This window comes from Alicyclobacillus herbarius DSM 13609 (assembly GCF_000430585.1).
Taxonomy (GTDB): domain Bacteria; phylum Bacillota; class Bacilli; order Alicyclobacillales; family Alicyclobacillaceae; genus Alicyclobacillus_G; species Alicyclobacillus_G herbarius.
On sequence record NZ_AUMH01000003.1, the window covers coordinates 72,355 to 91,972 of the forward strand.

General features: G+C 55.3%; 20 protein-coding genes and 2 tRNA genes. 3 read left to right on the top strand and 19 right to left on the bottom strand.

Going from position 1 to position 19,618, the window contains the following annotated elements:
• Positions 1-55 precede the first annotated feature (55 nt).
• The 9 genes from yihA to H522_RS0102870 all read right to left on the bottom strand — a co-directional run bounded on the left by yihA (position 56) and on the right by H522_RS0102870 (position 10,483).
• Positions 56-670, bottom strand: coding sequence for a ribosome biogenesis GTP-binding protein YihA/YsxC (yihA, locus tag H522_RS0102820; protein WP_026961146.1), 615 nt, complete (start codon positions 668-670; stop codon positions 56-58).
• On the bottom strand, positions 667-3,087 hold the full coding sequence (gene lon / locus H522_RS17225; RefSeq protein ID WP_273365439.1) for an endopeptidase La: 2,421 nt from the start codon (positions 3,085-3,087) through the stop codon (positions 667-669). The genes yihA and lon overlap by 4 nt, the downstream gene beginning before the upstream one ends.
• A gap of 109 nt (positions 3,088-3,196) precedes the next feature.
• The gene (gene lonB / locus H522_RS0102830) at positions 3,197-4,900 is read right to left on the bottom strand and encodes an ATP-dependent protease LonB (RefSeq protein ID WP_026961147.1); all 1,704 of its coding nucleotides are present in this window, start codon (positions 4,898-4,900) and stop codon (positions 3,197-3,199) included.
• Positions 4,901-5,081: 181 nt separating this feature from the next.
• Entirely contained in the window at positions 5,082-6,359 is a 1,278-nt protein-coding gene (gene clpX, locus H522_RS0102835) for an ATP-dependent protease ATP-binding subunit ClpX (protein WP_026961148.1), read from the bottom strand.
• A 93-nt stretch (positions 6,360-6,452) separates the two neighbouring features.
• Positions 6,453-7,046, bottom strand: coding sequence for an ATP-dependent Clp endopeptidase proteolytic subunit ClpP (gene clpP / locus H522_RS0102840; protein WP_026961149.1), 594 nt, complete (start codon positions 7,044-7,046; stop codon positions 6,453-6,455).
• A gap of 113 nt (positions 7,047-7,159) precedes the next feature.
• On the bottom strand, positions 7,160-8,452 hold the full coding sequence (gene tig, locus H522_RS0102845; RefSeq protein WP_026961150.1) for a trigger factor: 1,293 nt from the start codon (positions 8,450-8,452) through the stop codon (positions 7,160-7,162).
• A 487-nt stretch (positions 8,453-8,939) separates the two neighbouring features.
• The gene (locus tag H522_RS20285; protein WP_081411817.1) at positions 8,940-9,473 is read right to left on the bottom strand and encodes a transposase; all 534 of its coding nucleotides are present in this window, start codon (positions 9,471-9,473) and stop codon (positions 8,940-8,942) included.
• A gap of 429 nt (positions 9,474-9,902) precedes the next feature.
• Complete coding sequence (locus H522_RS0102865) at positions 9,903-10,292, bottom strand: type II toxin-antitoxin system death-on-curing family toxin (RefSeq protein WP_026961152.1); 390 nt, start codon at positions 10,290-10,292, stop codon at positions 9,903-9,905.
• On the bottom strand, positions 10,289-10,483 hold the full coding sequence (locus H522_RS0102870; protein WP_026961153.1) for a hypothetical protein: 195 nt from the start codon (positions 10,481-10,483) through the stop codon (positions 10,289-10,291). Before H522_RS0102870 ends, H522_RS0102865 begins: the two co-directional genes overlap by 4 nt.
• A 243-nt stretch (positions 10,484-10,726) precedes the next feature.
• On the opposite strand from H522_RS0102870, the gene H522_RS17235 reads away from it, so the two are divergent.
• A complete protein-coding gene (locus H522_RS17235; protein WP_211230636.1) occupies positions 10,727-11,221 on the top strand; it encodes a tyrosine-type recombinase/integrase in 495 nt (164 codons plus the stop codon).
• Positions 11,222-11,304: 83 nt separating this feature from the next.
• On the opposite strand, the gene H522_RS0102880 is transcribed toward H522_RS17235, so the two are convergent.
• From H522_RS0102880 to H522_RS0102900, 5 genes are all read right to left on the bottom strand, one after another.
• Positions 11,305-11,381 (bottom strand) — tRNA-Arg (locus H522_RS0102880).
• Positions 11,382-11,388: 7 nt separating this feature from the next.
• Positions 11,389-11,462 (bottom strand) — tRNA-Gly (locus H522_RS0102885).
• A gap of 118 nt (positions 11,463-11,580) precedes the next feature.
• Positions 11,581-12,186 (bottom strand): RdgB/HAM1 family non-canonical purine NTP pyrophosphatase, encoded by a 606-nt coding sequence (gene rdgB, locus H522_RS0102890; RefSeq protein WP_035452325.1) that lies wholly within the window; start codon positions 12,184-12,186, stop codon positions 11,581-11,583.
• 75 nt (positions 12,187-12,261) lie between these two features.
• Positions 12,262-13,095, bottom strand: coding sequence for a glutamate racemase (gene murI, locus H522_RS0102895; RefSeq protein ID WP_245577992.1), 834 nt, complete (start codon positions 13,093-13,095; stop codon positions 12,262-12,264).
• A 100-nt stretch (positions 13,096-13,195) separates the two neighbouring features.
• Entirely contained in the window at positions 13,196-13,633 is a 438-nt protein-coding gene (locus tag H522_RS0102900; RefSeq protein ID WP_026961156.1) for a MarR family winged helix-turn-helix transcriptional regulator, read from the bottom strand.
• Between the two features lie 236 nt (positions 13,634-13,869).
• Here H522_RS0102900 and H522_RS0102905 point away from each other — a divergent pair, with 236 nt between their 5' ends.
• The gene (locus H522_RS0102905; protein ID WP_026961157.1) at positions 13,870-14,097 is read left to right on the top strand and encodes a helix-turn-helix domain-containing protein; all 228 of its coding nucleotides are present in this window, start codon (positions 13,870-13,872) and stop codon (positions 14,095-14,097) included.
• 104 nt (positions 14,098-14,201) lie between these two features.
• Positions 14,202-14,483, top strand: a complete 282-nt coding sequence (locus tag H522_RS0102910; RefSeq protein ID WP_026961158.1) for a DUF1292 domain-containing protein — start codon at positions 14,202-14,204, stop codon at positions 14,481-14,483.
• A gap of 152 nt (positions 14,484-14,635) precedes the next feature.
• Here H522_RS0102910 and H522_RS0102915 read toward each other — a convergent pair whose 3' ends face one another.
• The 5 genes from H522_RS0102915 to sdhA all read right to left on the bottom strand — a co-directional run bounded on the left by H522_RS0102915 (position 14,636) and on the right by sdhA (position 19,607).
• Positions 14,636-15,619 (bottom strand): inorganic phosphate transporter, encoded by a 984-nt coding sequence (locus tag H522_RS0102915; protein ID WP_026961159.1) that lies wholly within the window; start codon positions 15,617-15,619, stop codon positions 14,636-14,638.
• Between the two features lie 11 nt (positions 15,620-15,630).
• Positions 15,631-16,242: a DUF47 domain-containing protein gene (locus H522_RS0102920; RefSeq protein WP_026961160.1), complete on the bottom strand. Its 612-nt coding sequence runs from the start codon at positions 16,240-16,242 to the stop codon at positions 15,631-15,633.
• 149 nt (positions 16,243-16,391) lie between these two features.
• Positions 16,392-16,979 carry a hypothetical protein gene (locus H522_RS0102925; protein ID WP_026961161.1) on the bottom strand — a complete coding sequence of 196 codons (588 nt, stop codon included), beginning with the start codon at positions 16,977-16,979 and terminating at the stop codon, positions 16,392-16,394.
• A 91-nt stretch (positions 16,980-17,070) separates the two neighbouring features.
• Positions 17,071-17,850: a succinate dehydrogenase iron-sulfur subunit gene (gene sdhB / locus H522_RS0102930; protein WP_026961162.1), complete on the bottom strand. Its 780-nt coding sequence runs from the start codon at positions 17,848-17,850 to the stop codon at positions 17,071-17,073.
• Positions 17,850-19,607: a succinate dehydrogenase flavoprotein subunit gene (gene sdhA / locus H522_RS0102935; protein WP_026961163.1), complete on the bottom strand. Its 1,758-nt coding sequence runs from the start codon at positions 19,605-19,607 to the stop codon at positions 17,850-17,852. The genes sdhB and sdhA overlap by 1 nt, the downstream gene beginning before the upstream one ends.
• Between the last annotated feature and the right edge of the window lie 11 nt (positions 19,608-19,618).

The following is a 19,618-nucleotide window of genomic DNA, read 5'->3' on the forward strand; positions in this document are numbered from 1 at the left end:
TCCTATCAAATTGGCGGCAGAACGCGAGACGCTGCCGCCTGTCTCCTCTATTATATCACGGAGAGGGCAGCCCATCCGGTGGACGTTCCGTGACACCCAAATCGTCTTGTAAAACCGCCCACAAGTCGTCGATCCCTGTATTCTTTTCTGAGGAAACCGCCAGGACCCTCCACGGCGTATTCAACTGCTTGGCAATCCGTGCGGGCGCCTGGTGCAACTCGGCGCGTTTCACCTTGTCCGCTTTGGTGGCGACAATCAAGACGGGAACCCCAATGTCTAAAAGCCAGTGATGCATCGTCAGGTCGTCCCGCGAAGGTTCATGTCGAATGTCCACCAGGTGCAGCACCCGCACGAGCGGATCGCGCTGTGAGAGATACGTATGAATCATTCGCTGGAAGGCCGCCCGCTCCCCTTTGCTGACGGCCGCATACCCGTAACCCGGCAAGTCTGCAAAGCGAAACTTATCATTGACTCGATAGAAGTTAATCTGTTGCGTCTTCCCCGGTTTGCTCGACACCCGAGCGAGGTTTTTCCGCCCCAGGAGACGGTTGAGGAGAGACGACTTACCGACATTGCTCCGCCCCACAAAAGCAAACTCCGGCAAACCGTCCGCCGGCCATTGGGCCGGGCGGACAGCGCTCAATTCGAAAGCCAACGACCGGATCTTCATTGATGCGTTTGCTCTCCCTCCGACGATTCCTGAACAAACGTGGCAATGAACGCGTGCTCGGGATCAAACGCGGCTTCACCGCGGACCGGCGGCGGGACGAGCGCGAGTTCGAGGACCTCGTCCATGTGCCGGACAGGATGCAGGGTCAGTTCTCTCCGAACAGACTCTGGGATATCCCGTAGGTCTTTTTCATTCTCCTTCGGGAACAGCACGCTCTTGATGCCGGCTCGGTGTGCCGCCAAAACCTTCTCCTTGAGGCCGCCGATGGCAAGGACACGGCCCCGCAGCGTCACCTCGCCGGTCATCGCGACAAACCGCGACACCGGGCGATTGGTCAGCGCCGATGCGATGGCGGTCGCCATCGTGATGCCAGCGGAAGGGCCGTCTTTCGGAATGGCTCCCTCCGGGACGTGGATATGAATATCCACGCGCTCGGTAAAATCGGTCGAAATGCCGAGGGTACGCGCCCGCGAGCGAACGTAGGTCAAAGCGGTCTGGGCGCTTTCTTTCATCACGTCTCCCAAGTGACCCGTTAACACCAGCTTGCCGTGGCCAGGAACCACGGAGACTTCGATGGTCAGGGTGTCTCCTCCGGCGGCAGTCCAGGCCAAACCGGTCACCACCCCCACCTCGTCGCGCTCTTCGACGCGTCCAAAACGGTAAGGGGGGGGACCGAGAAACTCCGTCAACACCGATTCGCTCACAGTGACCCGCTTTCTCTCGCCCGCTGCAATTTGACGCGCCGCTTTGCGGCACACCGCAGCCAGGAGTCTGTCTAATTGACGCACGCCCGCCTCCCGTGTGTAACCGCGAATCAACGCCTGCAACACAGATTCACGAATCCGCAGACGGTCTCCTTCCAAAGCGTGGTTCCGCCTCTGTTTCGGCAACAGGTGGCGCCTAGCAATCTGCAGTTTTTCCCATTCTGTATACCCTGAGAGTTGGATGATCTCCATGCGATCCCGCAAGGGCCCCGGAATCTGGTAGACATCGTTCGCCGTCGTGATGAACATGACGTCCGACAAATCAAACGGAATTTCTATGTAATGGTCGGAAAACGAGTGGTTTTGTTCCGGATCGAGCACCTCAAGCATGGCGGAAGCGGGATCGCCCCGAAAGTCGCTCGCCATCTTGTCGATTTCGTCCAACAAGAAGACCGGATTGCGAGCGCCCGCCTGCTTCATCCCTTGCAGGATGCGACCGGGAAGCGCGCCGATATACGTACGCCGGTGGCCGCGAATCTCCGCCTCGTCGCGTACTCCACCCAGCGAGACACGGACAAACGGACGGCTCAGAGACTCCGCAATTGAACGCGCCAACGAGGTCTTGCCGACGCCCGGAGGACCATACAGGCAGATAATTGGACCGCGTTGTTTGTCGGTGAGCTTTTGTACCGCCAGAAATTCAAGGATCCGGTCTTTCACCTTCTCCAACCCAAAGTGCTGCTCGTTTAATACGCGTTCCGCTTTCCGCAGGTCGACCACCGAGGGAACCTGTTCTTTCCACGGCAGGGCCAACAGCCAGTCGATGTAGGTGCGTGCGACAGTCCCTTCCGCCGCTGCCGGCGGAATGCGCTCCAGGCGGTCGATTTCCTTTTCGACCCGATCCCGCACCGCCTCTGGAAGTTCCTTTTTTTGAAGGGCTTCCCGCAGCTCTTCCGCCTCTGCCGTCCGACTGTTCGCATCCCCCAACTCTTTTTGGATGGCCTTCATCTGCTCGCGCAGATAATACTCCTTCTGGGTGCGCTCCATCTGCTTGCGCACCCGCTGATGAATGGCCCGTTCCAGCTCGAGGACCTCACGTTCGTCCGAAAGGATGCGCAGCAACTGCTCCAAGCGTTCCTTGACCGGAACCGTTTCCAGCAACATTTGCTTATCCTTCATTTTCAGCGGCAAATGCGAAGCGACGGTATCCGCGAGCCGACTCGGGTCCTCAATATCGAGCACGGCGGAGAATGTATCTTCGTCGATTTTTTTCGAAAGCTTCACGTACTGTTCGAACTGCTGCATCACGGACCGGACCAATGCCTGGATTTCCGAATCGGTTATATCCGTCTCCGGCTCGTGCAGCGTCTCCACGAGCACTTCAAACCAGGGGTCTTCCCGCGTGAATTGATGGATACGCACTCGCTCTAAGCCTTCAACCAAAACGCGAATCGTTCCGTTGGGCAGCTTCATCAGCTGTTTGATTTGCACTAACGTACCCGTGCGGAATAAATCACCCGCGGACGGATCGTCAATTTGGCCATCCTCTTGCGAAGCCAATACCATCCGATGGTCCGATGAGGCCGCCCTTTCCAAAGCCTTCACGGATTTGTCGCGGCCGACATCGAAATGCAGCACCATCCCTGGGTACACGAGCAAACCCCGTAGGGGCAACAACGGAAGCAGTTTTTGTGCGTCTACTTCTTTGCTCAACGTTCCACCTCCGCGATTGCACCGGCATCTACGGAAAGGAGGCCACGCGAAGACGAACGGCCAAGCCTATCCGATAGGACTTAATTTTACTGAACCCATTACAAGAAGTCTAACGGCTCAGGCCGGATTGTGCGCTCTGGACGGAAGGCAGCACCAGCGGCGTCACAGGCTGAGTGTTTTCGCGAGTCAACTCCATATCGACACCCCCGACCAGCGCGAGGCGGAGCACATCCTCAAAGCGTTCGACTGGAATGACCTTGATGCCGTCCAACCCTTGGAACGTTTCCTGCCAATTATCCCTCGGAATCAGCACCACCTCGGCGCCCGCCTCACGGGCCGCTTCCACTTTCACCGGTACTCCACCTACCGGCCGCACCAAGCCGCGAATGGAAATCTCCCCAGTCATCGCCAATGTATTCAAAACGGGAACCCCGCGCACCGCCGAATAGATGGCTGTAGCGATGGCTATTCCAGCGCTGGGGCCATCCACTGGCACTCCCCCCGGGAAGTTGAGATGAATGTGGTAATTAGCCGCGTCGAGATCTGTAAGCCGTCGCAACGTGGTCAATACATTATCCACCGAGGCACGGGCCATAGAACGCCTGCGAACACTTCGCTCCCGCCCACCCAACGTTTCCTCTTCAACCAGACCGGTGATGGTCAAGCGTCCGTCCCCTGCTGGCGCAGCCACAGCGGTCGCCTCAATCTCCAACAGGGTCCCGGCACCCGGTCCGCAAACGGCCAGACCATTGACCACACCAACCTGAGGCTGGCTTGCCACCTTCGTATCGGGACGCGGCGTCATTTGGCTAAACTGGACCACCCATTGCACATCGGCCAGGTCAATCGATGATCGATGTTCGGTTAAGGCAATCCCGCCGGCGGTCTGGACAATATTCACAGCCTCCCGGCCGTTGGTCGCGTACTTGGCCACTTCCGCAATGGCCTCCTCCGACATCGGGAGCCCAATCTTGGCGCTAGCATTCCGGACGATGCGCATAATCTCCTCGCGAGACAGCGGTCGGAAAAAGACTTCCAAACAGCGTGAACGGATGGCCGGTGGAATCTCTTCCGGGGACCGTGTCGTAGCCCCGACCAGGCGAAAGTCTGCGGGCAACCCGTTTTGGAAGATGTCATGAACGTGTGGCGGAATCGTTGTATCTTGTGAACTGTAATACGCGCTCTCAAGGAAGACTCGTCTATCCTCCAAAACCTTCAACAGCTTATTCATCTGAATCGGGTGCAATTCTCCGATTTCATCGATGAACAACATCCCCCCGTGCGCTTTGGTGACCGCACCCGGCTTGGGCTGTGGAATACCGGCCATGCCCATCGCCCCAGCCCCCTGATAAATCGGGTCGTGAACCGATCCGATGAGCGGATCGGCAATCCCGCGCTCATCAAACCTTGCGGTGGTTGCGTCCATTTCGATAAACTTCGCATCAGCTTGGAAAGGGGATGCGGGATTTCGTTTGGCCTCCTCCAGGACGACGCGCGCGGCGGCGGTTTTGCCGACGCCTGGAGGACCGTAGATCAACACGTGCTGAGGATTCGGCCCACACAACGCCGCCCGCAGTGCACGCAGCCCTTCCTCTTGGCCGACGATGTCATGCAACGACGTGGGCCTTGTTTTCTCTGCCAGCGGCTCTGTCAGGGAAATCGCCCGCAGCTTCTTCAACTTATCGAGTTCTTTGCGTGACTCCCGTTCAATTGCGTGACGGCTATGATTTTGCGTCTTAAGTAGGTTCCAGAAATACAACCCGATGACCACGGCGAAGAAAAGCTGGATCACGGCCAGGATGGTGGCGCTCAACGATGACCCCTCCCTTGTAAAAAAACACTGATGAAACCAGTATTCCCGCGCCCAACCTGGCCTAAACAAAAAAGGCGTACGACCCTACGTCGTACGCCACACTGAAGATATCTATCCCTTCGAGAAGCCGTTGCTCCTTGGAGTCTCTCTCAAGTCATTAAACTCGTGGAAGGAAACGCCTTTACGCGGTTTCCTCCGACGTCCGCATAATTTGCGATAGCTTGCCATCCTTGCCAATGAGGACGGGACCCTGTTCATGGGCCGCAGCCTCCTTGGTGATGAGACACTTCTGCACGTCGTCCCGGGCCGGCACCTCGTACATCACGTCCAACATGATTCCTTCGATGATGGACCGAAGTCCACGAGCGCCCGTCCCGCGCTTAATGGCCTCCTTGGCAATGCTCGTTAAGGCCTCATCCTCGAACTCCAGTTTTACGCCATCCATCTCCAGTAGCTTCTGATACTGCTTGACCAAGGCGTTCTTCGGTTCAATCAGGATGCGCTTCAACGCTTGCTCATCCAACGCGGTCAAGGTAGTCACGACCGGCAAGCGACCGATGAACTCCGGAATCAACCCGAACTTTAACAAATCCTCGGGCAGAACTTTCGCCAAAATATCGTCATCCGCCCGCAGATCTGAAGATTCGGCGCGGTGTCCGAAACCAATCACCTTGCGGCCAAGACGCCGCTTGATAATGGGCTCAATCCCATCAAAGGCACCGCCGCAGATGAAGAGAATGTTCGTCGTATCAATTTGGATGAACTCTTGATGCGGGTGTTTTCGCCCCCCCTGAGGCGGGACGCTCGCCACCGTCCCCTCAAGAATTTTCAACAGTGCCTGCTGCACGCCTTCCCCTGATACATCGCGCGTGATGGATGGGTTTTCCGACTTGCGCGCGATTTTGTCAATCTCGTCGATGTAGATGATTCCGCGCTCCGCCTTTTCAACGTCGTAGTCGGCCGCTTGAATCAGCTTCAACAAGATGTTCTCGACATCTTCACCGACATACCCAGCTTCGGTTAAGGTTGTCGCGTCCGCAATCGCAAATGGCACATTGAGGATACGAGCGAGCGTCTGGGCCAACAACGTTTTGCCGCTTCCTGTAGGCCCAATGAGCAGAATGTTGCTCTTGGCCAACTCGACGTCGTCGTTTTTCGCCGCTCCCGAATTGATCCGCTTGTAGTGATTATAGACCGCCACGGAAAGCGACTTCTTCGCGCTCTCCTGCCCGATGACGTATTGATCAAGGATATCCTTAATCTCCGTCGGCTTCGGTATATCCTTCAGCTCAAATTCCTCATCCTCACCCAGCTGCTCCTCAACGATTTCGTTACAGAGCTCAATGCACTCGTCGCAAATATATACGCCAGGTCCTGCCACCAATTTGCGGACTTGTTCCTGAGTCTTACCACAAAACGAGCATTTCAACTGGCCTTTTTCTTCGTTGAACTTGAACATCAGGTTCCCTCCCTCTGGCAAGATGTTCGGCAACGGAGGGTCAAGTCAAAAAATCGACCGCTTCCGATGGTCTGCAGCTTGCACACCCGGGCGTCAGCCTCGAGAACCTACACCAGGGAGTACTTCGTCGATGATACCGTACGCCTTGGCCTCATCGGCGGACAGGAAATTGTCGCGGTCGGTATCCTTCTCCACCTGTTCAATAGGTTGCCCAGTGTGATGCGCTAAAATCCGATTCAGCTTCTCCTTCGTCTTCAAGATCCAGTCCGCGTGAATCTTGATGTCAGATGCCTGTCCCTGTACTCCACCGAGGGGTTGATGAATCATCACTTCACTATTCGGAAGTGCGTAACGTTTTCCTTTGGCTCCCGCAGCCAACAGGAAAGCCCCCATGCTGGCCGCAAGGCCCACACACAGGGTCGAGACATCTGGTTTAATGTGTTGCATTGTATCGTAAATGGCCAGGCCAGCTGTCACAGAACCGCCAGGACTGTTGATGTACAGTTGAATATCCCGGTCTGGGTCATCCGCGGCCAAGAATAAGAGCTGTGCAACAATGGAATTGGCGACGTAATCGTCAATAGGTGTTCCGAGAATGATAATCCGGTCTCGGAGCAACCTCGAATAGATATCATACGACCGCTCACCGCGGCTGGTCTGTTCAATGACAATGGGCGTCAAGCTCATCGCCAAGCCCTCCTTCGCCATTCCCTGACCCATCGAAACGGGCCCGCGACTTTGTGAAAACAAGGCACGAATTCGTGCCTTGTTCCCAGCTGTTATCGACATTGTACATCAATTCACTTGCGAACGCTATGCTCAACCAAGAAGGCAACCGTCTTGCGCGTGGTCAATTCGCTTCGTAGTCCAGCAAGCCCCGGATCACGCAGAGAAAGTATCTGCTTCGCCTGCTCGACCTCGATTCCGGCCGACTCGGCAATCTTGGCGACCTCGGCGTCGACCTCCTCGTCGGTCGCGGCCAAGCCTTCCTTCTCGGCGATGGCCTCCAAGACCAGCCCCACACGAACCCGCTGTTCGGCCGCTTCACGGAATTGCTCCCGCAGCTCATCACGGGTCTGTCCGGTAAACTCCAGGTATCCCTCCAACGGAATTTGCTGCATCGCCAACTGCTCTGAGAAGTGCCCGAGCTGGTGATCAATCTCATGGTCAATCATCACAGCTGGAATGTCAATCGTAGCGTTCTGCGCCGCCTTTTCGACCACCTGGTCTTCCAGGTAGCGCTGGTGCTCCTGCTCCATGCGTTCCTCCAAACGTTTGCGGACATCCGCGACGAACTCGTCTACGGTTTCAAAATCGCTAATTTCCTGCACGAAGTCGTCGTCCAACTCGCGCAGCACTTTGCGCTTGACGTCGTGCAGAACCACGTGGAAAACCGCTTCTTTGCCCGCCAGTGCCTTGACATGGTAATCCTCAGGGAAGGTGACCGTCACATCTCGCTCTTCTCCAGGCTTCATGCCAATCAACTGCTCTTCAAACCCTTTGATGAACACGCCCGATCCGATTTCCAGTTGATAGTTTTCCGCCTCGCCGCCTTCAAACGGTTCGCCATCAATCGTCCCCCGGAAATCGATGTTGACCAGGTCTCCTTGTTCGACCGCACCGTCTTCCAAGACCTGCAGCTCCGCATGTGCTTTGCGAATATTGGTCAACTCTTCCTCGACCAGCTCGTCCGTCACTTCAAACTTCTTATCCTCAATCTCAATCCCCTTGTATTCGCCAAGCTCCACTTCCGGCTTGACCGTCACAGTGGCCTTGAAGATAAACGGCTTCCCGGATTCGACCTGTACGACGTCCACCTCCGGCTGCGCCACCGGCTCAATCCCGGCTTCCTCCACGGCTTCGTCGTAGGCTCGCGGCAACAGATACTCAACCGCATCCTGGTACAGCGATTCGACGCCGAAGCGCATCTCAAAAACTTTGCGTGGGACCTTCCCTTTCCGGAATCCCGGGACGTTAACCCGTTTCACTACACGTTTAAAGGCATAATCCAATGCCTCTGCAAATCGGTCGCTGGGAACCTCAACCTCCAGCACCCCGACGTTCGATTCCGTTTTTTCCCATTTTGCTGTCATGCGTACGTTCCTCCCCAAATCCTTCGGCCCACATTCAGCCGCAATCATTCTATCCCTGCTTGTACAGGTATCCCGATATCCATCTGCAGGCTATCATAAGCTGTTTCATTATACCATGTTCTTTTTTGGCTACAACCCTTAAACGAAGTTTTTGGCTCACCACAAAACTCAAACCGAGTCGTCAATGAAAAACGCCACCCGATGATGGGTGGCAAAGCCTCGAAAAACCGTGTCACATCAAGATTTTCCTGGTGTCTCAGGAGGGATTCGAACCCCCGACCCACAGCTTAGAAGGCTGGCTAGAAGCATCTTACACCGAATACCGGGCGGTTCCTCTGAGTGTCATTTTCAGCGCCGTGACAGGCATTTTGAGCTTTCAGTTTCGAACCGTATTTACATCCATTGACGCGCATTTCGGCTGAGTTCGCACACAAACCGCACACAGGGACGCTCGTGACATCTGCTTATTTAGGGGCTGCTGAATGAATTAAATAGCGGCCTCTGTTGTTCCTTTGTATGGCCGATGAAGAGTGTCAATGATGTCTTCCAACTTCTCACGGGCCTCATTCAGCAGCGACAAATCCGTCGGGAATGCAATGTCAGCCGGTGTACAGGTGGCATCCAGGATCAGCTTCCCTCGATGAGGGATCGGCTCCAAAGACTCGCCATGGGCACTCGTTTTCTCACCCGATGTCGGCGGGGCAGGCGGTTCATCGTCGTCGCGCTGTTCCTTCTCTCGTTCGGCGAGAACAATCCACTCGTTCACTTGGTTCAACACGTCTGGACCCAATCGTTTGCGGACGTGCGTCATCAGTGAAGGATGAAACAACGGCTCCTCTTGGTAGGCGGGAAGCCCAAGGAAGTACTGCATACAGGGGTTTTCCCTGATATGCTGCACCAAATCCCTATCCGAGAACCCTTCTCGCTCCTGGATGATGAGGGCTCCGAGTGCGATACGAACCGAAATTGCCCGCCCACCTCTCGCGGAGGTGCTAAACAGCTTGCTGTATTCCTGTTCCACCCTGCGCTACGGGATCAAATGAGCGAGTTGAACCCATCGATTGTTCTCTCGAAGCTTGCCTCCGAACGGCAAGAAGAACTCCCCGGGGAGGATCTGCTGGTCCTGGTTATGCGCGTACATAGTCGACCTCCATGTGCACGGTTTTTCGCCCGTTCCCATGAAAAATCCATACACTTGGATTCGACATTTGTACCCGAAATCCCTTGCCGTTATTGGGTTTTACGTCCATTCAGCAGCCCCTACTTACGTTGTACCATATACAGTGTAAAATCGAAACAACTTTCGCCTAACGGCGAGCGCCTTATATCCCCAGAGCTAAAGCTCGGGGTCTTACGGCGCATATTGATAAAATTGTGGGTATAAAGGAGTGTGCGGGGACCCGACATCATGACAAAAAAGGCCCCACTTGAACAAAGAAGTAGGGTCATTTCAAACTGGAACTGATACACTTTCCAACCATCGAGCTATGTCTTCTAAGGAACCATTTCCGTTGGCAACGTAAATTGAAAACTGATACAACTCTTCATCATCGACCATCACTTGGTAGCCGTTTAGTTCAAGGAAAGTTGCGGCGCAAATATATGCAGTACGTTTGTTTCCGTCAGCAAACAGTTGCTTTCTCGAAAAACCCTCCATATATACGGCTGCTTTCATGAATAAGCCAGGGTACAATTCAGTTCCGTAAGCCTCCATAGACGGCTTTTCGGCCATGAATTCAATTAACCCTGGCTCATGTTCTCCTGGTAATCCGCCATAACGTTCAATCGCGACTTCGTGAATTTCTCTGATATCCTCAACCATGAGATAATTGACGCTCAACTTTTGGCCAGTCTCCTCAGAGCCTTGTCATTGCGGTCGCAAACCCGATTCGCAATGGTGCGGATTCGAGCTTTTCTATTCTTGTTCCCTTCAGCAACTTGACGGTTCCGCAAGATCTCCTCCTGACGAAGCACCATGTCCTTCCCATCCTTTTCGTTTTCGCTGTTAAGGCCAACGTTCTGTTTGTCCACATCCTATGCCTCCTTATCGCTGAAGTCAAAATGAAAATTCCCGCGGGAACTGTCATTTTCGATATGTATATGTGCGTATAGCTAAAAATAGCTTAGGATTTCGCAAACACGCTAACAGGATTCCCGATGTTGTTTACGCTTAAACAGCAGCGCAACTCCGGCCACCGAAATTGTAGCCGCTCACGCTGTTTGGCGGTGAGAAATTCACCGCCAAACAGCGTGAGCGGCCTACAAAATGGGAAGATGTGGACTTCCAAACCGGGAGAATTCGCGTACAGCGATCCTTGGAACGTAGAGATGGGGAAATGGCATGTCAAGGAGCCAAAAACGCCTCAGAGCCGCCGAAGTGTGCCCCTGCCACCGGATGTTGTGGAGGCATTACAGCAGTACCGCATTGAGCAGGCCCAGCGCAAGCTTAAAGCCGGAGCCAACTACCATGACCACGGTTTCGTGTTCACATCGCAAAACGGTGAGCCCATTCATCATCATAACTTCGTGAAGCGACACTCTAAGCCGCTGCTGAAAGCAGCTGGTCTGCCCGAATCGATTCGCCTATACGACCTACGCCATACGTGCGCAACGCTCCTGCTCCTCGCAGGCGAGAATCCCAAAATCGTCTCCGAGCGACTGGGACACGCTAATATGACCATGACGCTGGACCGATATAGTCACGTCCTCCCCGACATGCAGAAAAGCGCCGCCGACAAGCTCCAACGGATGCTGTTTCGTGGCCGATAAGACAGCCCGCACACAAGCGCATGAAAAACGCCACCCGTGATGGTGGCGAAACCTCAAAAACCGCGTCACAACGATGATTTTCCTGGCGTCTCAGGAGGGATTCGAACCCCCGACCCACAGCTTAGAAGGCTGTTGCTCTATCCAGCTGAGCTACTGAGACAATCGTATGGAGCGGGTGATGGGAATCGAACCCACGCTACCAGCTTGGAAGGCTGGAGTTCTACCATTGAACTACACCCGCAGAAGCCTTATCGGAACTCAATGTTGAAGGTAATACACATTTAGTTTACCGAAGTCCCACCTGCAAATCAATAGCAGGACCCGTGGGACCGTCGACATGCGGGCCGACGCATCGACTATCAGTGCGCAATGTTTGGCCAAATGTCCGCCAGCAGTCGCAACAGCTTGTCGACGGCCCGCTTCCGATGCGAGAATTGATTCTTCTCCTCAGGAACCATCTCCGCAAACGTCTTGGCCACTTCGGGAACGTAAAACAACGGATCGTAGCCAAACCCGTGTGCACCCCGCGGCTCGGCCAGAACTGTACCCGGCACAGAGCCAAGTACCGTGAAACCGAGCGCCCGGCGGTGGTGCCAAAGCGACAAAGCACAAACAAACTCCGCCGTCCGTTCGGCTACAGGTACACCCCTCAACTCCTGTAACAGCTTTTGGTTGTTTGCCACATCGTCTCCATGTCTGCCTGCATATCGAGCCGAAAGAACGCCCGGCTGGCCCCCAAGCGCGTCCACGCACAAGCCCGAATCGTCCGCCAACACCCAACCGTCGCAGTAGGGAGCATAAAAGTACGCCTTTTCCACCGCATTACTGACAAACTGGGTGCCCGTTTCGGGGGCCTCGGGAATTCCGTCGGGCAACGGCCGTACATCCGCCCCCAAGGGGGCCAACAGACGCTCGAACTCCATGACTTTGTGCCGATTCTTCGACGCGACAAAGATGATTTGCACGATGCGACTCCCCTCAGACATTCTTACGGCACGGCGATGTACGAGCGGCAAGGCGGCGAACAACGGGCAGGCGAACTACGAGCGCACATGAAGCAGTTCAGGTTCCACAATTCGTAAATCCAACTCCTCACGATGGAGACCCAGCCACCCCTCCAGCGCCACACGCATGCGTACGCCGTTCCCGGTTGTGTAAAAACAATGCCTGGGGAGTGTCTCCTCAGTGCGGAAAAGCTTCTTCTCGTCCAAGACCCGAAAGACCTCCTTGGCCGTTTCCGCCGCCGAGGAGATGAGTTGAACCTCGGGGCCGGCTACACGCCCAATCGGCCCGGCCAACAAGGGATAATGTGTACACCCGAGAATCAACGCATCAATGTCATACATGAGTAAAGGCATGAGCGACTCGCGGACGACCTGTTCCACTTCCGGTCCGTCACACCGTCCGCTCTCCACCAATGGCACGAATCGCGGGCAGGCCAAACTGACCACATCGACGTCCGGATCGAAACTGTGGATGGCATCTGCATAAGCACCACTGGCAATCGTCACCGCCGTACCAATGACGCCGATGCGCTTCCTGCGGGCATTGGCGCGGTTCACCGCCGCCCGCGCCCCCGGTTGAATCACGCCGATTACCGGAATCGGCGACCGCTCAATTAAGTCCGGGAGCGCCACCGCCGTGGCCGTGTTGCACGCCACGACCAGTAGTTTCACCTGTTGCTCCAAGAGAAAGTCGGCAATCTGTAAACTAAACTCCAATACCTCTTGAGGCGTCCGATCCCCATACGGGCAACGAGCTGTATCGCCAAAATACAAGATCTTTTCGTTGGGTAACGCCGCGATCATCTCGGCGACCACGGTCAAGCCGCCGAGCCCCGAGTCGAAAACGGCGATTGGTTGTTCAGCGTGCACGTCTCTCATCTCTCCTACCCGGATGCTAATACGCATATAAGGTATTCAACTGCCCGCCCGGATGACCTGCTCTATCCGTGCCGCGGCAACGAGTGTTGAATCATTTCGCCATGTGTGCATGGAGAACGTCGAGTACGCGCAACACTTCCTTTTTTTCTTCTGGTCCAAGGGGCTCAAGGATACCTGCCAGATAGGCGCGACGTGCATCGAGGACATCCTCAATCAACTGCGCCCCGGACGGTTGCATACAGACCCGTACGACACGCCTATCCGCTTTGTCGCGCTGGCGAACCACAAATCCAGCCCGTTCCAGTCGATCCACCAGGTCTGTGGTGCTGCTGTAAGCCAAACCCAGGCGGACACTCATTTCCCCTATCGTCAAATCGCCTTCTTTGTCGAGAATCAGAAGGGCATCGAATTGCGGAGGTGTGATCCCATACTGCTCCAACAGAGCACGTCCGCGACGCCGAACAAGCGAAGATATCTGACGCAGCCTTTGTTCGATCTCGACGACGTACTCTGGTAGGCAAGGCTTCAAACCACACACCTCATTCAGGCAAAAGTCGTCCCAGACTCCCACGAATTGTAACACGGGGTCCAACCAGCGTCAATGGCTCACCTGCGTTCCACTCCGGTTTGCAAATCGCATTTCCTCGCTGATTTGCCCGGTTGCCCATGTTTTCGCTGGCTCGCACGCGCGATCTCAGGCCGACATACTATACCCTGACTGTATCCCGAACTTGTAGACCGATCGACAAGGAGGGATAGAAAGATATGTCGGGCGACCAAGACATGCGCACCAAATCGCTTCTAACCAACCGGGAACGCGAAGTCTTTGAACTGCTCGTTCAAGACAAAACGACCAAAGAGATCGCCGCGCAACTGTTCGTCAGCGAGAAGACGGTTCGGAACCACATCTCCAACGTCATGAAGAAACTCAACGTCAAAGGGCGTTCGCAGGCTGTCGTCGAACTCGTGCGCTTGGGGGAGATCACCATCTGAGGCTATTCACCCCTACGCCCCTCGGCAGTAGGGGTTTCTTCCTGACTTCGTGCCTTTCCTTGCTCACTCTGTTATCATGGAAGCAAGGGAAGGTGGTATTGAGGATGGCGTGCGGTTGTGGTCATGACCAGTGTTCCTGCAGCAATACATCGGTCTTATATCTGCAAGATGAACATGGGCAGGCGCATCCATTTTATGTGGGTGAATCGTTTGTTGTGAACGAACGCCAGTATGTGCTGCTGCAAAGCGCAGAGAACGCCGAACAAATGGCTTTGGTCAAAGTGGTCTACGACACGGCCGGAAACCCTGCCTTGTCGAACATTGAGGACGAAGACGAATGGCAAGCCGTCGAGCAAGCGTTGACTGCCGGTGCAGTGACTCGATAGACGGGGTTGCTCGATAGCGGAACTTGCCAAAGGCGCCGTTCCATACGGCGCCTTTGTTATGATCTTATTGTGATAATGAAGTTTTTTGCATCGGCCTTCCTCGTTCCTTGCCTATACTGCTATACTGCGCCTATACTGCGCAGTCCACCCCATCATAACAGGAAAATCCGGGACAACAAAGCGGCCAATACCCCCGTGGCTGGGATAGTGATAACCCATGCGACAACAATTCGCAACGCCATGCCCCACTTGACTTGATGGAAACGCTTCGCCGCTCCAGTTCCCATGATAGCGGATGAAATCACGTGCGTCGTACTCACCGGCTGCTTGAACAATGTGGCCGTCAAGATGACCGTAGCGGACGTCAAATCAGACGCAAATCCGTTAATCGGTTCCAACTTAATGATTTTCGATCCGACCGTTTTGATAATCCGCCACCCACCCGAGGCTGTCCCTGCCCCCATTGCGACGGCGCTCAAGACCTTCACCCACAACGGGACCTGTAATGTCGACTGGAAACCACCCGCTACTAACGCAAAGGTTATGACGCCCATCGTTTTCTGGGCGTCGTTGGTCCCATGACTAAACGCCTGGAACGCTGCCGAAAAAATCTGGAGCGTACGAAAGACCCGATTGGCCTTGTGGGGAGACGTACTCCCGAACAGCCACTTGAGAATCGTCATCAAGATGTAGCCCAAGATGACCGCAGCAATCGGTGAAAACACCAGCGCTTCGATGATGGTGAGGAAGCCGGACCAGTGAACGGCGTGAAAGCCGGCCGCCCCGACCACCGCCCCGCTGAGCCCACCAATCAGGGCGTGCGACGAAGAACTCGGAATCCCGAAGTACCAGGTTAAGACATTCCACACGACCGCGGCGATGAGGGCGGCCAAGACAATACGCATGCCATGCGGAAGCGTGGACGGATCGGCAATGTTACCCCCAATCGTCTTCGCCACGCCGGTAAACACCAGGGCCCCAATGAAGTTGAGCGTACCGGCCAACATAACAGCCCGACGCGGAGACAGGGCTCGTGTGGAAACCGTGGTCGCAATTGCGTTCGCCGTATCGTGAAATCCATTGCTAAAATCAAAAACAACGGCTAACACGATAATCAGTATGATGATTCCGGACATGTCGCACCTTCCTACGCGTTTTTCACAATCACGGAATCGAGTACATCGCCCACATCTTCACATTTATCGGTAATGCTCTCCAGAATCTCGTAGATTTCCTTGAGTTTAATCAACTGTATCGCGTCCGTGGATTCGTTGAACAACGCACGCAGCGACGTGCGCAGCAAGGCATCCCCCGTTTTCTCCAGGTGGTTCAAGCGCTGCGTATGTTCGCGTAATTCCAAAAGCTTACGCGCCTGCAACTTTGACATCGCAGCCGCAATTTCGTCGACACTCTCCGCGATGTTCTGCGCAAATTCAAACATCACCGGCGTCGGCTCGGTGATTTGATACAAGTCAAAGCGTACGGTACAAGCTTCCAATCCGTCGACAATATCGTCCATATGAAGGGCCAATTCCAGATAATCTTCGCGATCCAACGGGGTAATGTAAGTGGCGTTAATCAGTGACATTAGCTCGCTGGTCAGGTCGTCACCTTTTTCCTCCAACCGTTTGACGTTGGCGGCCAGGAACTCTGGGTGTGATAGGTCCTTAAGCCCCTCACCGAACAAATTCGCGGCCTCCCGAAGGTTTGTCGAAATGTCGACCAGGTATTGGACCAGTTGCTGGCTCCGCTTTGACACCTCTCGTTCTCCTCCTCCACAACCATTTCACGTATGTATGCTGGAACCGAACGCCTGCGCACTCACGCCGCTTGTCGAGCCCAGTCGCTAGTCTAACACGGACAGTTCGCGAAAAACAGTCAAGCGCCCTGCAAATACCAAATTTCGTGTTAATTCGACAGCCAAAGCCCAAGCTGACTCATCAACATCCGCTGCTCGTCGGGTGTAAGTTCTCCCTTTACCTCCGAAAAGGCAGAACGGAGCAGGCGCACATCTTCCGCATCAAAGGCCGTGCGACCGTGAAAATGCTGCTGAAGCCACTTTGCATCCTGGGACTGCAAATGGCTTGATAACACGCGCACAAAAATGTCTTTGGCCTTGTGTTCATCTGTCATCGTCAAGGCACTCCCCAACGCCTTCCAGTCGTCGGGTTTCAGCGAGTGGATAACATTCTCCAGAATCGCGGACATACGCGCCACATCCGCCGCGCCGGAGACCTGCAGGTCGGCGGCGCTCGCCGCCTGCGTGGAAGCGTGCGCGCCCTGTTCTGGTGCCGGCACTGTGCCAGCTACGGTGTACCGTTTTTCTAGCTCGTCCCCAATTGGATGGGTTGCCAGCCATTCGCGAACGGAGTTCGCCATTGCCGCCAGCCGCATGCCTTGACCATCGGGTCTTAACTCGTTGAACAGCCCGACTGTAGCGGTCAGGCTTAGTGCCGCGACGGCCACCATGAAGGCTGTCTCCGAAGACCGTTTCATATCGCCACCCCCATACCTCTCAGTATGGCCCAGTGGCGAAACCAGCAACCGAACAAAAGGCGCCCAATTCCGGGCGCCCGATTTCATCAGCTCACTTTTTCAACCATGCGCCAATGGCATGGTACGTGACCTGACGATTCATGGCCGCAATCGACGTGGTCAACGGAATGCCTTTGGGGCAAACCTGTACACAGTTTTGCGCATTTCCGCATTCGTGGATGCCGCCCTCTTCCATCAAAGCCTCTAGCCGATCCGCTCGGTGCATGGCTCCCGTCGGATGGGCGTTAAAAAGGCGAGCCTGCGAAATCGCAAAGGGTCCTATGAACGACGTACGTTCATTGACATTCGGACAGGCTTCCACACAACAGCCGCATGTGAAGCAGCGAGACAACTCATACGCCCACTGGCGATCCCGCTCGTTCATGCGCGGGCCCGGTCCGAGGTCATACGTCCCGTCAATCGGAATCCAGGCTTTCACCTTTTTCAAGGCGTCGAACATCCGGCTGCGGTCCACCACAAGGTCGCGAACTACCGGAAACGTCCTCATCGGCTTCAAGTGAATGGGCTGTTCCAACTTGTCGACCAGAGCGGTACAGGCCTGCCGGGGTTTGCCGTTAATCACCATCGAGCAAGCGCCGCAAATCTCTTCCAAACAGTTCATCTCCCAGGTCACGGGAGCGACACGCTTGCCATCTTTATTCACCGGATTCCGCTGAATCTCCATTAGACAAGCAATGACGTTCATGCCCGGCTTGTAGGGAACGACAAACTCTTCGGTGTAGGTCGGTGAGTTCGGACCGTCCTGGCGTTCAATGATCAGGTGCACCGTCTTCGTAGCCGTCTGCCGTTCTGCCGTTGCGCTGCCACTCATCAGGTGGTCTCCTCCTTCTTGACGGCATAGTTGCGCAGTCTCGGTTTAATGAGAGACACGTCAACGTCTTCGTATTCGAACTTGGGTCCATCCGGAGTCCACTTGGCCTTGGTGGTCTTTAGCCAGTTTTCGTCGTCACGGTCCGGAAATTCTGGTTTATAATGCGCGCCGCGGCTCTCATTGCGGTTGAGCGCCCCCAACGTGATAGCTCTGGCCAGCTCAAACATATTCCAAAGTTGACGGGTGAACGGCGCCATTTGATTTTCCCACCGCGACGTATCGGCCATGCCAATCCGCTTGTAGCGCTCCATCAGTTCCTGAATCTTCTCGTCCGTCTTCTGCAACCGGTCATTGTAACGAACCACCGTCACGTTGTCTGTCATCAACTGACCGAGTTCACGGTGCAGCTGATAGGGATTTTCGTCCCCTTCCATTTTCAGCAAGTCTTCAAACTTGTCCTGCTGCTGTTTGCGGTACCGCTCAAAGACGGAAGCCTCGATGTCGGCGCTAGACTTATTGAGGTTGCGCGCATAATTGACGGCGTTCGGACCGGCAATCATTCCACCGTAGATGCAGGAAAGCAGGGAGTTTGCACCCAGTCGGTTGGCGCCGTGGTATTGATACTCGCATTCTCCACAGGCGAACAACCCCGGGATGTTCGTCTGTTGGTTGATGTCCACCCACATTCCGCCCATGCTGTAGTGCATGGCCGGGAAAATTCGCATCGGAACCTTGCGCGGGTCTTCGCCGACAAACTTCTCGTAGATCTCAAGGATGTTGCCCAGCTTCACATTCAGGACATCCGCCGGAATGTGCGACAAATCCAGATACACCTGGTTTTGTCCATCCACACCGAGCCCCATGTCCACACAAACCTTGAAGATTGCACGGGTGGCCACGTCACGCGGCACCAGGTTGCCGTACTCCGGATACCATTCTTCCAAGAAGTACCAAGGCTTGCCGTCCTTATACGTCCAGACGCGCCCTCCTTCACCACGGGCCGACTCGGACATCAATCGCAGCTTGTCGTCGCCCGGGATGGCCGTCGGGTGTACCTGAATCATCTCCGGGTTGGCATAATAGACCCCCTGTTGATACAAGGCCGATAGCGCCGTCCCGGTGTTAATCATCGAGTTGGTGCTCTTTCCGAACACCATGCCCAAACCGCCCGTGGCCATGATGACCGCATCCGCTCGGAAGGCGTGGATTTCCATGGAACGCAAATCCTGCGCGATAATGCCGCGGCAGATACCCTCATCGTCCAAAACCGCGCAGAGGAACTCCCAACCCTCGTACTTCTGGACCAGGCCAGCGACCTCATGCCGGCGCACCTGCTCGTCCAGCGCGTACAGCAGCTGTTGCCCAGTCGATGCGCCCGCGAACGCGGTGCGGTGGTGCTTCGTCCCCCCAAACCGCCGGAAGTCCAACAGCCCTTCCGGGGTACGGTTGAACATGACGCCCATCCGGTCCATCAAGTGAATGATGCCAGGCGCCGCTTCACACATGCCTAAAACCTGCGTCTGGTTAGCCAAGAAGTCGCCGCCGTAAATCGTGTCATCGAAGTGCTCCCACGGGCTGTCGCCTTCACCCTTGGTGTTGACCGCGCCATTGATTCCGCCTTGCGCGCACACCGAGTGGGAACGTTTTACCGGAACCAGCGAAAACAAATCGACCGAGACTCCGGCTTCCGCGCACTTTATCGTTGCCATCAGACCGGCCAAACCGCCGCCGACCACGATGATGCGTTGATCGCTCATTACGTCTACCT

Excerpts from the sequence above, each read along its gene's own strand:
- H522_RS0102905 (WP_026961157.1), top strand. The coding sequence starts at position 13,870 with ATGTCGGGCGACCAAGACATGCGCACCAAATCGCTTCTAACCAACCGG.
- clpP (WP_026961149.1), bottom strand. The coding sequence starts at position 7,046 with ATGAGCTTGACGCCCATTGTCATTGAACAGACCAGCCGCGGTGAGCGG.
- H522_RS0102910 (WP_026961158.1), top strand. The coding sequence starts at position 14,202 with ATGGCGTGCGGTTGTGGTCATGACCAGTGTTCCTGCAGCAATACATCG.
- sdhB (WP_026961162.1), bottom strand. The coding sequence starts at position 17,850 with ATGAGTGGCAGCGCAACGGCAGAACGGCAGACGGCTACGAAGACGGTG.
- clpX (WP_026961148.1), bottom strand. The coding sequence starts at position 6,359 with ATGTTCAAGTTCAACGAAGAAAAAGGCCAGTTGAAATGCTCGTTTTGT.
- tig (WP_026961150.1), bottom strand. The coding sequence starts at position 8,452 with ATGACAGCAAAATGGGAAAAAACGGAATCGAACGTCGGGGTGCTGGAG.
- H522_RS0102915 (WP_026961159.1), bottom strand. The coding sequence starts at position 15,619 with ATGTCCGGAATCATCATACTGATTATCGTGTTAGCCGTTGTTTTTGAT.
- yihA (WP_026961146.1), bottom strand. The coding sequence starts at position 670 with ATGAAGATCCGGTCGTTGGCTTTCGAATTGAGCGCTGTCCGCCCGGCC.
- H522_RS17235 (WP_211230636.1), top strand. The coding sequence starts at position 10,727 with ATGTGGACTTCCAAACCGGGAGAATTCGCGTACAGCGATCCTTGGAAC.
- sdhA (WP_026961163.1), bottom strand. The coding sequence starts at position 19,607 with ATGAGCGATCAACGCATCATCGTGGTCGGCGGCGGTTTGGCCGGTCTG.
- H522_RS0102925 (WP_026961161.1), bottom strand. The coding sequence starts at position 16,979 with ATGAAACGGTCTTCGGAGACAGCCTTCATGGTGGCCGTCGCGGCACTA.